Origin of the sequence: Paraburkholderia terricola, assembly GCF_003330825.1 — a bacterium.
Taxonomy (GTDB): Bacteria; Pseudomonadota; Gammaproteobacteria; order Burkholderiales; family Burkholderiaceae; genus Paraburkholderia; species Paraburkholderia terricola.
The window spans coordinates 762406-774419 of the sequence record NZ_CP024941.1; the positions used below are offsets into that span (position 1 = coordinate 762406).

The following is a 12014-nucleotide window of genomic DNA, read 5'->3' on the forward strand; positions in this document are numbered from 1 at the left end:
GCTAACCGTCCCTTCGAGGTCAACCTCATGCGCAAGCTCGTCCGCTTTCTCGGCATTGCCGCCGTCTCCCTCGCCGCCTTCACCTCAACGACTTCGTTTGCCGCCGGCCGCACCGACTTCAAGGTGTGCTGGACCATTTACGCCGGCTGGATGCCGTGGGGCGAGGCCAAAACCCAGGGCATCGTCTCGAAGTGGGCGAAGAAATACGGCATCAACGTCGATGTCGTGCAACTGAACGATTACGTCGAATCCATCAACCAGTACACCGCCGGCAAGTTCGACGGCTGCGCGATGACGAACATGGACGCGCTGACCATCCCGGCCTCGGGCGGCGTCGATTCGACCGCGCTCATCGTCAGCGATTATTCGAACGGCAACGATGGCGTGCTCATCAAGGGCAAGGGCAAACAGGTCGCCGATCTGAAGGGCCAGCAGGTCAATCTCGTGCAGTTCTCCGTGTCGCACTACCTGCTGGCGCGCGCGCTGGACAGCGCGCACATGAGCGAGCGCGACCTCAAGGTGGTCAACACGTCGGACGCCGACATCTCGGGTGCGTTCGCGACGCCCGCCGTCCATAACGCCGTGACGTGGAACCCGATGCTCGCCGATCTCAAGGCGCAGCCGAACGTCACCGAGGTCTTCGATTCGAGCCGGATTCCCGGCGAAATCATGGACATGATGGTGGTCAACACGCAGACCCTGCGCGACAACCCCGCGCTCGGCAAGGCGCTGACGGGCGCCTGGTTCGAAATGGTCGCGCTGATGCATGCCAACAGCGCCGGCAGCACGGCCGCGCTCACCGCGATGGCGAAGGCGTCGGGCACCGATCTCGCGGGCTTCAAGGGCCAGTTGTCGACCACCGCGCTGTTCTACACGCCGCAGGCCGCCGTCGACTTCGTCACCAATCCCGATCTGCCGAAGATCATGGCGCGCGTCGCGAAGTTCTCGTTCGATCACGGTTTGCTCGGGCAGAACGCGAAGAGCGCCGACGTGGTCGGCATGGCGTTCGACAAGGGCGTGGTGGTCGGCAGCAAGAGCAACGTCAAGCTGCGCTTCGATCCGACCTACGTGAAGATGGCCGCGGCCGGCCAGCTCTGAGTCCGATTCCTCACGCTTTCTGCAAGGCAGGCATCCATGCGACTCATCAATCGACATCCGAGCCGAAGCGGCGGCCTGATGCTGCTGTTGCTGCCGTTCATCGTCATGGCGGCGGTCTATTTCACCGGCTCGTCGATGCGGCTCAAGGTCAATCCCGATGACAAGCTGCTGCCGGGCGCGACGCAGATGAGCGACGCCATCAAGGAAGTGGCGTTCACCGAGGACAAGCGCACCGGCGAGTATCTGCTGTGGGCCGACACCGCGTCGAGCTTGCGGCGGCTCGGCATCGGCCTCGCGGTGAGCGCCGTGATCGCGCTCGCGGCGGCGCTCGCGACGTCCGCTTTTCCGCTCGTCAGCGCGACGTTTTCGCCGTTCGTCACGGTGATATCGATGATCCCGCCGCTCGCGGTGCTGCCCATCCTGTTCATCGTGTTCGGGCTCGACGAATTGTCGAAGGTGGTGCTGATCGTGGTCGGCATCACGCCGATGATCATTCGCGATCTGCACGCGCGCGGCCGTGAGATCCCGACCGAACTGTGGGTCAAGGCGCAAACGCTCGGTGCGACGAGCTGGACCTTGATCCTGCGCCTCCTGCTGCCGCAATTGCTGCCGCGCCTGCTGGTCGCGATGCGGCTTTCGCTCTGCTCCGCGTGGCTGTTTCTGATCGCAGCCGAAGCGATTGCGGCGACGGACGGGCTCGGCTATCGCATCTTTCTGGTACGCCGTTACCTCGCGATGGACGTGATCCTGCCTTACGTCGCGTGGATCACGCTGCTCGCCTGGGTCACCGACGAACTGCTGCGCCGCCTCACGCGCTGGTCGTTCCCGTGGTACGGCGGAGACGCGCGATGATCGAGGTGCGCAACGTCTGGAAGTCTTATGGCGATCAGGTCGTGCTCGAACGGCTCGACCTGCGGATCGAAGCAGGCGAGTTCTGTTCGATGGTCGGCGCGTCGGGCTGCGGCAAGTCGACGTTCCTGCGCCTGCTGCTCGGCCAGGAACGCGCGACGCGCGGCGAGATCCTGCTCGACGGCGAACCGCTGCCGGCGGAACCGGATGCGCATCGCGGCGTGGTGTTCCAGCGCTATTCGGTATTCGGGCATCTGAGCGTGCTTCGCAACGTGATGCTCGGCCTCGAACTGCCGCGCGCGAAACTGACCGGCCGCCTCTTTGGTGCGAAGCGGCGCGCCGCGCGCGACGAAGCCGTCGCGATGCTGGAACGCGTGGGCCTCGGCGCGTCGCTGGACAAGTATCCGCAGCACCTGTCGGGCGGCATGCAGCAGCGTCTCGCGATTGCCCAGGCGCTGATGATGAAGCCGCGCGTGCTGCTGCTCGACGAGCCGTTCGGCGCGCTCGATCCCGGTATCCGCAAGGACATGCACGACTTGCTGCTGGGGCTATGGCGCGAAGCGAAGCTGACGATCTTCATGGTCACGCACGACCTGAAGGAAGGTTTCACGCTCGGCAGCCGCGTGCTGGTGTTCGACAAGGTCCGTGTCGATCCGCAGGCGCCCGGCGCCTATGGCGCGCGCATCACCTACAACATTCCGCTCGACCACAGCCGCGCCAGCGCATCGTCCCTCCATCTGGCCCAGGCGGTGGTGCGGGGCGCGGAACGGGTCGACGCGCGGACGGACTCGCGGATCGCCACGATCCCGGTGTGAAGAAAAATCATGAACGACATGAACGTGTTACTCGAAGAAACCATTCCCGGCGGCGGCCACGCATCGCTGATCGTCAAGCGCGGCCAATCGTTGCGGGTCACCGACCTGCGCGGCGGCGCGAACGTCAGCGTCATGCTGGTCAACGCCGCCGAGAAGAGCGAACGGCTCAACCTGCCGGATACGCTCAAATGCCAGCACACGGCGAAGCTCACCGCCGGTCATTGCCTGTACTCCGACATGGGCCGCGTGCTCGCCGCGATCGTCGCGGACACCTGCGGCTGGCACGACAGCATCGGCGGCGTATCGAATGCCGAGGAAGTGCACGAGCGCTACGGCACGGGCCGCTATCAGGAACTGCGCAACGCGTTCCATCGCAACGGCGCCGACAACCTGCTCGTCGAAATGGGCAAGTGGGGGCTCGGCATTTCCGATCTGCTGATGACGCTCAATCTCTTTAGCCGCGTCGACGTCACGCATGCGGGCGCCTTGAATTTCGTGCCCGGCAATTCGAAGGCGGGCGACTACGTCGAACTGTATGCGCCGATGAACACGCTCGTCGTGCTGACCGCGATCCAGCACCCGCTCGATCCCGATCCGCATTACGCGCCCAAGCCGGTCAAGCTCACGTTGAGCCATGCGTCGCCCGACGTCGCCGAGCTGTGCCGCACGTCCTGCGACGAAAACGTGCGCGGGTTCATCAACACCGAACGTTTCTTTCTTTGACGGGAGCCGACATCATGACGAATACGCTGACGCTCAGCGACAAGCGCCCCGAACAGGCGGTGTTTCGCGAGACGCTCGCGGCCGGCGAACCCTGGCTGCACGAACTGCGCGCCGGACAGACGCTGCGCATTCTCGATCTCGAAGGCAATCAGGCGGTCGATACGCTGTTCTACAGCCTCGCCGATCCGCGCGAGCGCTTCGACCCGCAACGCACGTTGCGCCGGCAGGGAAGCCTTTATCTCACGACGGGCACGGTGCTGTATTCGAATCTCGGCAAGCCGATGCTCACGATCGTCGCCGACACGTGCGGGCGTCACGATACGCTCGGCGGCGCGTGCGCGCAGGAAAGCAACACCGTGCGCTACGCGCTGGAAAAGCGCCACATGCATAGCTGCCGGGACAACTACCTGCGTGCCTGCGCGCACGACGGCCGCCTGTCGAAGCGCGATATCGGCGCGAACATCAACTTCTTCATGAATGTGCCGGTGACCTCGGAAGGCGGTCTCACGTTCGAGGACGGCATCTCGGCGCCGGGCAAGTACGTCGAACTGCGCGCGGAAATGGACGTCATCGTGCTGATTTCCAACTGCCCGCAACTGAACAACCCGTGCAACGCCTACAACCCCACGCCCGCGGAGTTGCTGATATGGAACTGAAGCGCATCCGCCTTTGGCTCTACTACGTGCTGCTGGTCCGTTCCGGCCGCTGCTGCACGCTCACGCGCGAACAACTCACGCACGCCGGGCGCTGACGCGTACCTCTGCCGTGCATGCTGCCGCGGACGACCCCGGCATGCATCTCCCACGTGGCGGGACGACCCGCCGATGAATCCAGTCATCTCATGTTCGAGAAAATCCTGATCGCCAATCGCGGCGCCATTGCGTGCCGCATTCTCAGAACGCTGCGTGAACTCGAGGTAACCGGGGTCGCCGTGTATGCCGAAGCGGATCGCGCGAGCCTGCACGTGAGCGAGGCGCCCATCGCGCACGCGCTCGGCGACGGTCCCGCGTCGGCCACCTATCTCGACATCGACAAGATCCTCGACATCGCGCGCCGCGAGGGCGTTCAGGCGATTCATCCGGGCTACGGGTTTCTCTCGGAGAACGCGGCTTTTGGCGAAGCATGCGAAGCGGCGGGCATCGCGTTCATCGGACCGACGCCCGAGCAGTTGCGCGCGTTCGGCCTCAAGCACACGGCCCGCGCCATCGCCGCAAAAGAGCGGGTACCGATGCTGGAGGGCACCGGCCTGCTCGACGACCTGCGCGCCGCACTCGCGGCGGCCGCGGCGATCGGTTATCCGGTGATGCTCAAAAGCACGGCGGGCGGGGGCGGGATCGGCATGCGGGTGTGCTGGAACGCCGACGAACTCGGCGCGCATTTCGACGCGGTCAAGCGCCTCGGTCAGAACAATTTCAGCGACGCCGGCGTGTTCCTCGAAAAATACATCGAGCGGGCGCGGCATCTGGAAGTGCAGGTATTCGGCGACGGCCGCGGCGACGTGATCGCGCTCGGCGTGCGCGACTGCTCGGTGCAGCGGCGCAACCAGAAAGTACTGGAGGAGACGCCTGCTCCCGGTTTGCCGGACGGCATGTCGCAAGCCTTGTGCGAGGCCGCGATCAAGCTCGCGAAAGCGGTGCGTTACCGCTCCGCCGGCACGGTGGAATTCGTCTACGACAGCCTCGCGCGGCAATTCTATTTTCTCGAAGTGAATACGCGCCTGCAGGTCGAGCATGGCGTGACCGAACAGGTGTGGGGCGTGGACCTGGTGCGCTGGATGATCGAACTGGCGGCCGGCACGCTCGCGCCGTTGCACGAACTCGCGGCGGGTCTGGAGCCGCGCGGTCACGCGATTCAGGCGCGGCTCTATGCCGAGGATCCGGGCCGCGACTTCAAGCCGAGTCCGGGCCTGCTGACCGACGTTGCGTTTCCTCCGGCCGAGGGCCGCGCGCTGCGCATCGATACGTGGATCGATGCGGGTTGCGAAGTGCCGCCATATTTCGATCCGCTGCTGGCGAAGCTGATCGCCTGGGCGGCGACGCGCGACCAGGCCCGCCACGCGCTCGCCGACGCCTTGGGGAACACGCGCCTCTATGGCATCGAGACGAACCGCGACTACCTGCGCCAGATTCTCGACGACCGGCCCTTCGCGTCCGGCGAGCCGTGGACGCGCTGCCTCGAAGGGCTCGCCTATCGGGCGAGCACGGTCGAAGTCGTCAGCGGCGGCCGGCAGACTACCGTGCAGGATCATCCGGGGCGGCTCGGCTATTGGGCCGTCGGCATTCCGCCGTCGGGTCCGATGGACGATCGCGCGTTGCGGCTCGGCAACCGGCTGCTGGGCAACGCCGCCGACGCCGCCGCGCTCGAAATCACGATGAGCGGACCGATCCTGCGTTTCAACACGGATGCGGTCGTCGCCGTGACGGGCGCGAGTTTGCCGCTGACGCTCGACGATATCGAACAGCCTTTGAACACCGCGCTGTTCGTCGCCGCCGGCTCGACGCTCGCGCTCGGCACGATACGCGGCGCGGGCGCGCGTGCGTATCTGTGCGTGCGCGGCGGCTTCGATGTCGCCGTGTATCTCGGCAGCCGCAGCACGTTCACGCTGGGCCAGTTCGGCGGCCACGGCGGCCGAGCGCTGCGCGCCGGCGACGTGCTGCATCTTCAGCCGTTGCGGGACAAGCGTGCGGGCGCTGCGCTCGCCCACGTCCCGGCGCTGGCGGCGGTGCGCACGCTGCGCGTGATCTATGGTCCGCACGGCGCGCCCGAATACTTCAGTCCGCGTTATATCGAACGGTTTTTCGACACCGAATGGGAGATCCATTTCAACTCCAGCCGCACCGGCGTACGCCTGATCGGACCGAAGCCGGAGTGGTCGCGCGAGGACGGCGGCGAGGCGGGCTTGCATCCGTCGAACATTCACGACAACCCGTATGCGGTCGGCGCCGTCGATTTCACCGGCGACATGCCGGTGATCCTCGGACCCGATGGTCCGAGCCTGGGCGGCTTCGTGTGTCCGGTGACGATCATCGAGGCCGATCTGTGGCAGATCGGCCAGTTGAAGGCGGGTGACAAGCTGCGCTTCGTGCCGGTCCAGATCGCCGAGGCGCGCGAGGCGATGCGCCGGCGCGAGCACGAACTGCGGACGCTCGAATGCGACGCACAAGCGGCGGAAGCGGCTGAAGCGACACAAGCGGCCACCACACCGCACGCGCCCCTCACGTCGCCGATCGTCCTCGATACCGGCGCGGATCGCGAGCGCCTCGTCGCGCGCGTGTCGGGCGATACGCATCTGCTGCTCGAAATCGGTCCCACCGAACTCGATCTCGTGCTGCGTTTCCGCGGTCATGCGCTGATGCAGTCGCTGCAAGCGCTGGCGTTGCCGGGCGTGATCGATCTGACGCCGGGTATCCGTTCGCTGCAGATTCACTATCGGCCCGACAGCCTGCCGCTCGCGCGCTTGCTCGCGATCGTCGAGCGTGCATGGCAGGACGTGCTGTTGCAGAAGGACTTGCGCGTGCCGTCGCGCATCGTGCATTTGCCGCTGTCGTGGGACGATCCCGCGTGCCGGCTCGCGATCGACAAATACATGACGACGGTGCGCAACGATGCGCCCTGGTGTCCGAGCAACCTCGAGTTCATCCGCCGCATCAACGACCTCGATTCGATCGACGCGGTCAAACGGATCGTCTTCGACGCCAGCTATCTGGTGATGGGTCTCGGCGACGTGTATCTCGGCGCGCCGGTCGCCACGCCGCTCGATCCGCGCCACCGGCTCGTGACGACCAAGTACAACCCCGCGCGCACGTGGACGGCGGAGAACTCGGTGGGAATCGGCGGCGCGTATCTGTGCGTGTACGGCATGGAGGGGCCGGGCGGCTATCAGTTCGTCGGCCGCACGCTGCAGATGTGGAACCGCTATCGCGACTTCGCGGATTTCGCGGGGCGGCCGTACCTGCTGCGCTTCTTCGACCAGATCCGTTTTTACGAAGTCAGCGCCGACGAACTGCTGCGCATCCGCGCGGATTTTCCGCTCGGCCGATACCCGCTGAAAATCGACGAGAGCATGCTGTCGCTGGCGGACTATCAAGCGTTTCTCGCGCGCGAAGCCGCCGGCATCCAGGACTTCCGCGCGCGTCAGCAAGCCGCGTTTCAGACCGAGCGCGAGCGTTGGCGCGAAGCCGGGACAACGGAAGCGTCCTTCGATGCGCCTATCGCCGAGGGCGCCGAACCGGCGCCGCTGAAAGACGGCGAAGTGGCGGTCGAGAGCGAGATCGCCGGCCGCCTGTGGCAGGTGAGAGCGGCGTCGGGCGACACCGTCGCGGCGGGCGACGTGCTGCTCGTGATCGAGTCGATGAAGATGGAGATTGCCGTGTGCGCGCCGTGTGCGGGAACCGTCGGCGAGATTCATGTGGCGCCCGGCTCGCCGGTGCGCGCGGGGCAGCGTGTCGCCGTCATCGAACGTATTTGAATTGGACCATTCGGGGAACCCACTCATGTCTTCATTCGATTTGCGCCTCTCCACGCTGCGCGCCGCCTACCGCGCGAAGACGCTCACGCCGCGCCAACTGATCGGCGATCTGCTGGCGAAAGCCGCGGCGCTCGATCCCGAGTTTCATCTGTTCATCCGCCTTCTGGACGACGCCGAACTCGCGCCCTACCTGGACTGGCTGGAGACCCAGCAGATCGATGCATTGCCGCTCTACGGCATTCCGTTCGCCATCAAGGACAACATCGATCTCGCCGGCATTCCGACCACGGCGGCGTGTCCGGCGTTTGCCTATACGCCGGCGGAATCGGCGACGCTGGTCGCGCAGTTGATCGCGCTGGGCGCCGTGCCGCTCGGCAAGACCAATCTCGACCAGTTCGCCACCGGCCTGAACGGCACGCGCTCGCCCTACGGCAAGTGCCGCAACAGCGTGCATCCCGACTATCCGTCGGGCGGATCGAGCGCGGGCTCGTCGCTGGCGGTCGCGCTGGGCCTCGCGAGCTTCGCGCTCGGCACCGACACCGCCGGCTCCGGCCGCGTGCCCGCGGGACTGAACAACCTCGTCGGACTGAAGGCGACCAGGGGATTGCTGTCGACGGCCGGCGTCGTGCCGGCCTGCCGCACGCTCGATTGCGTGACGTACTTCACGGCCACCGCGCACGAGGCCAGCGAACTGCTCGCGTTGACCGCGCGGCCCGATCCGCGCGATGCCTACAGCCGAAGGAATCCGCAGTGGAACGACGCACGCGCGTTCGGCACGCCGACGAAGTTCCGCTTCGGCGTGCCGTCGGCACTCTATTTCGCGGACTGCGCGGAAAGCCCCGCGCTGTTCGCAGCGGCGCGCGCGATACTCGAGGCGGCGGGCGGTGAAGCCGTCGACATCGACTTCGCACCTTTCGTCGAAGCGGCAAAACTGCTCTATGAAGGTCCGTGGGTCGCGGAGCGGTACAGCGTCGTAGGCGAGTTGCTGGAGGCCGACGCGGATGCCGTGCTGCCGGTCATTCGCGACGTGCTGGCGCGCGCGCCGGGCGCGAGCGCTGTCGAACTCTTTCGCGCGCAATACCGCCTGCAGGCGTTGAAGGCTGTCTGCGATGCCGCGCTCGAACCTTTGGACTTCGTGCTCACGCCGACGTATCCGCGGCCCGTCACGCTGGCGGAACTGGAGCGCGACCCGATCGGGCCGAACTCGCTGCTCGGCTACTACACGAACTTCATGAACCTGCTCGACTATGCGGCCGTCGCGACGCCGACCGCGTTCATGGCGAACGGTTTGCCGTGGGGCGTGACCGTGTTCGGCCGCGCGTTCACGGATCAGTATCTGTTGAGCGTGGCCGACACGTTGCAGCGCATGAGCGGTGTTGAATGCGTCGGGCACGGCAAGCCCGATACCGATACGAGCGAGCGCTCGGCGGCGCTCAACGATCGGGTGCGCGTCGCGGTGTGCGGCGCGCATATGCAGGGTTTGCCGCTCAATCGTGAACTGGTGTGCCGCGGCGCACGCCTGATAGCGGCGACGCACACAGCGCCGAATTACCGGTTGGCCGCGCTGGCGGCCACGCCGGGCGGTACGAGTCGGCCCGGTATGTGGCGAGTGTCGGACGGCGGCAGGGCGATCGCGGTGGAGGTCTGGGAGATGCCGAGCCTGGAGTTGGGTTCGTTCGTCGCCAGCATTCCCTCTCCGCTTGCGCTGGGGAAGGTTGAGCTGGCGAATGGCGAGTGGGTCACCGGCTTCGTGTGCGAAAGTTTCGGGGTGGACTCCGGGACCGACATCACCGGGTTCGGCGGTTGGCGCGCGTGGCTTGCCGGTGAGCGCGCATGACGCGTGCGTGGGCCGGCAAGCCGCTGCTGTCAGGTCACACGAAGCCGTTGGGATTCGACGACTGCCAGCGCCAATGGTCCGCGCACATCCGCTCGATGCCGAACTGCGCGCGCCAGCCGAGGATTTTCTCGGCCGCAGCCGGATCGGCGAAACACGAAGCCACGTCGCCGGGGCGGCGCGCGACGATCTCGTACGGCACCGGCTTGCCCGAGGCTTTTTCGAACGAGCGCACCACGTCCAGCACGCTATAGCCCTGGCCCGTGCCGAGATTCACCACGAAGCTCGCATCCTGGGTGACGAGCGCGTCGAGCGCGGCCAGATGCCCGCGTGCGAGGTCGACCACATGAATGTAGTCGCGCACGCCCGTGCCGTCCGGCGTTTCGTAATCGCCGCCGAACACGCGCAACTTCTCCAGCTTGCCGACCGCCACTTGCGCGACATAGGGCATCAGATTGTTCGGAATGCCGGCGGGGTCCTCGCCGATCAAGCCACTCTCGTGCGCGCCGACCGGATTGAAGTAGCGCAGCGTCGCGATCCGCCATGAGGGATCGGCCACTTCGAGATCGCGCAACACCTGCTCCGCGATCAGCTTCGACTGGCCATAAGGGTTGGTGGCCGACAGCGGAAACGATTCGTCGATCGGCGAGCTTTTCGGCACGCCGTACACCGTGGCCGACGAACTGAACACGAACTGCTTGACGTTGCGATCGCGCATCACGCCGAGCAAGGCCAGCAAACTGCCGACGTTGTTGCTGTAGTACTCGATCGGCTTCGCCACCGACTCGCCCACCGCCTTGAGCGCGGCGAAGTGAATCGCGCCCGTGATCGGATGCGCGTCGAAAATGCGGTTGAGCGCCGCTTCGTCGCGCGCGTCCGCTTCGTAAAAGCTCACCGCGCGGCCGGTGATCCGCTCCACGCGCCGCAGCGATTCGCGGTTGCTGTTCACGAGATTGTCGATTACCACGGCGTCGTAACCGCCGTTCAGCAGTTCGACACAGGTGTGCGAGCCGATGAAGCCCGCGCCGCCCGTTACCAGAATCGTGCCCTTCGTGGTCATTCTGTTGCTCCGTTAAAGTAAAACGCCCGTCATTTTTTGCACCAGGTCCTTGTACGTCTCGACGACCACGCGTTCGTCGAATTCTTCCGCGACTTTCTTGCGGCCGCGTTCAGCCATTGCGCGGCGCTCGGCGCCGCTCATGTCGAGCATCCGCGCGAGCCGCGCCGCGAGACTTTCCGCGTTGCGCACCTCGCACAGCAATCCGTTGACGCCGTCGGTCACCACTTCGCGGCAGCCCGGCACGTCGGTCGCGACGATGGGCCGGCCCATCGCCGATGCTTCCATCAGCGTGCGCGGCACGCCTTCGCGATACGACGGCAAGACGACGCAATCCGCCTCGGCGATGACAGGCCGCACGTCGTGCGCCTCGCCGAGATAGTCGATGATGCCTTCCTGTTGCCACGCCGCGACTTCGGCGTGCGTGATCGCGCTCGGATTGTCGACGCCCACCGGACCGAGCAGTTGGAACCGCGCGTGCGGATAACGTTCACGCAAGCGCCGCGCGGCTTCCACGTATTCGCCGACGCCCTTGTCCCACAACAGCCGGCCGATCAGCACGAACCGGAATTCGGCGCGCTCGGGCAAGGGCGTGAAGGCGAATTGCTCCAGATCGACGCCTTCCCCATGCAACAGCCGCGCACGCTCAGGATGCACCAACAAATTCTGCTCGACAAACGCTCTCTGATCGTCGCGATTCAAAAACCAGATTTCGCGCGGGAAACGGAACGCGAAACGATACAGCTTCTTGGCGACCTGGGCGGCGCGGCTGTGCTGGATGAATACGTAGCCGAGGCCGGTAGTCACCGCAACCGACTGCACGCCCGCGAGCTTCGCCGCGATCGAGCCGTAGATGTTCGGCTTGATCGTATAGTGAAACACCACGTGCGGGCGGATGGTCCGGTATTGCCGGTAGAGCGCGACCAGCGTGCGCAGGTCGTCGCGCGGATTGGTGCCTTTCGACGCCACCGGCAATTCGATGCAGCGGCAGCCCATTGCCGTGAGCAGCTCGAACGTGCGATCGCGCGGCGCGAGCACCGTCACGTCGACGCCGCGCCCCACCAGCATGCGAATCAGCCCTTGCCGATACGTATAGATTGCCCAGGCGGTGTTACACACGAGTGTAATGCGCAGCGCGGGCGTCGACTTCAGGACAGGCTTCATGCGGGA

General features: G+C 65.8%; 9 protein-coding genes. 7 read left to right on the forward strand and 2 right to left on the reverse strand.

Annotated features, from left to right (window positions below):
* Positions 1-27 precede the first annotated feature (27 nt).
* The 7 genes from CUJ90_RS03315 to atzF all read left to right on the forward strand — a co-directional run bounded on the left by CUJ90_RS03315 (position 28) and on the right by atzF (position 9790).
* Entirely contained in the window at positions 28-1098 is a 1071-nt protein-coding gene (locus tag CUJ90_RS03315) for a putative urea ABC transporter substrate-binding protein (RefSeq protein ID WP_073431710.1), read from the forward strand.
* Positions 1099-1134: 36 nt separating this feature from the next.
* On the forward strand, positions 1135-1950 hold the full coding sequence (locus CUJ90_RS03320; RefSeq protein ID WP_114161969.1) for an ABC transporter permease: 816 nt from the start codon (positions 1135-1137) through the stop codon (positions 1948-1950).
* A complete protein-coding gene (locus CUJ90_RS03325; protein WP_114161970.1) occupies positions 1947-2762 on the forward strand; it encodes an ABC transporter ATP-binding protein in 816 nt (271 codons plus the stop codon). Before CUJ90_RS03320 ends, CUJ90_RS03325 begins: the two co-directional genes overlap by 4 nt.
* Before the next feature lie 18 nt (positions 2763-2780).
* Positions 2781-3485: an urea amidolyase associated protein UAAP1 gene (locus CUJ90_RS03330; protein WP_374709808.1), complete on the forward strand. Its 705-nt coding sequence runs from the start codon at positions 2781-2783 to the stop codon at positions 3483-3485.
* 14 nt (positions 3486-3499) lie between these two features.
* Positions 3500-4141 carry an urea amidolyase associated protein UAAP2 gene (locus CUJ90_RS03335; RefSeq protein WP_208645232.1) on the forward strand — a complete coding sequence of 214 codons (642 nt, stop codon included), beginning with the start codon at positions 3500-3502 and terminating at the stop codon, positions 4139-4141.
* Positions 4142-4326: 185 nt separating this feature from the next.
* The gene (gene uca / locus CUJ90_RS03340; protein ID WP_114161972.1) at positions 4327-7953 is read left to right on the forward strand and encodes an urea carboxylase; all 3627 of its coding nucleotides are present in this window, start codon (positions 4327-4329) and stop codon (positions 7951-7953) included.
* Between the two features lie 25 nt (positions 7954-7978).
* Positions 7979-9790 carry an allophanate hydrolase gene (gene atzF, locus CUJ90_RS03345; protein ID WP_114161973.1) on the forward strand — a complete coding sequence of 604 codons (1812 nt, stop codon included), beginning with the start codon at positions 7979-7981 and terminating at the stop codon, positions 9788-9790.
* Between the two features lie 34 nt (positions 9791-9824).
* Here the strand turns inward: atzF and galE are convergent, their stop codons facing one another.
* Positions 9825-10847: a UDP-glucose 4-epimerase GalE gene (galE, locus tag CUJ90_RS03350; protein WP_114161974.1), complete on the reverse strand. Its 1023-nt coding sequence runs from the start codon at positions 10845-10847 to the stop codon at positions 9825-9827.
* A gap of 12 nt (positions 10848-10859) precedes the next feature.
* Positions 10860-12008, reverse strand: coding sequence for a glycosyltransferase family 4 protein (locus CUJ90_RS03355; protein WP_073431669.1), 1149 nt, complete (start codon positions 12006-12008; stop codon positions 10860-10862).
* Positions 12009-12014 lie beyond the last annotated feature (6 nt).

What these genes read in the sequence shown, in the direction of transcription:
- CUJ90_RS03335 (WP_208645232.1), top strand. Translation starts at nt 3,500, where the DNA reads ATGACGAATACGCTGACGCTCAGCGACAAGCGCCCCGAACAGGCGGTG.
- CUJ90_RS03315 (WP_073431710.1), top strand. Translation starts at nt 28, where the DNA reads ATGCGCAAGCTCGTCCGCTTTCTCGGCATTGCCGCCGTCTCCCTCGCC.
- galE (WP_114161974.1), bottom strand. Translation starts at nt 10,847, where the DNA reads ATGACCACGAAGGGCACGATTCTGGTAACGGGCGGCGCGGGCTTCATC.
- CUJ90_RS03320 (WP_114161969.1), top strand. Translation starts at nt 1,135, where the DNA reads ATGCGACTCATCAATCGACATCCGAGCCGAAGCGGCGGCCTGATGCTG.
- CUJ90_RS03355 (WP_073431669.1), bottom strand. Translation starts at nt 12,008, where the DNA reads ATGAAGCCTGTCCTGAAGTCGACGCCCGCGCTGCGCATTACACTCGTG.
- CUJ90_RS03330 (WP_374709808.1), top strand. Translation starts at nt 2,781, where the DNA reads ATGAACGTGTTACTCGAAGAAACCATTCCCGGCGGCGGCCACGCATCG.
- uca (WP_114161972.1), top strand. Translation starts at nt 4,327, where the DNA reads ATGTTCGAGAAAATCCTGATCGCCAATCGCGGCGCCATTGCGTGCCGC.
- CUJ90_RS03325 (WP_114161970.1), top strand. Translation starts at nt 1,947, where the DNA reads ATGATCGAGGTGCGCAACGTCTGGAAGTCTTATGGCGATCAGGTCGTG.
- atzF (WP_114161973.1), top strand. Translation starts at nt 7,979, where the DNA reads ATGTCTTCATTCGATTTGCGCCTCTCCACGCTGCGCGCCGCCTACCGC.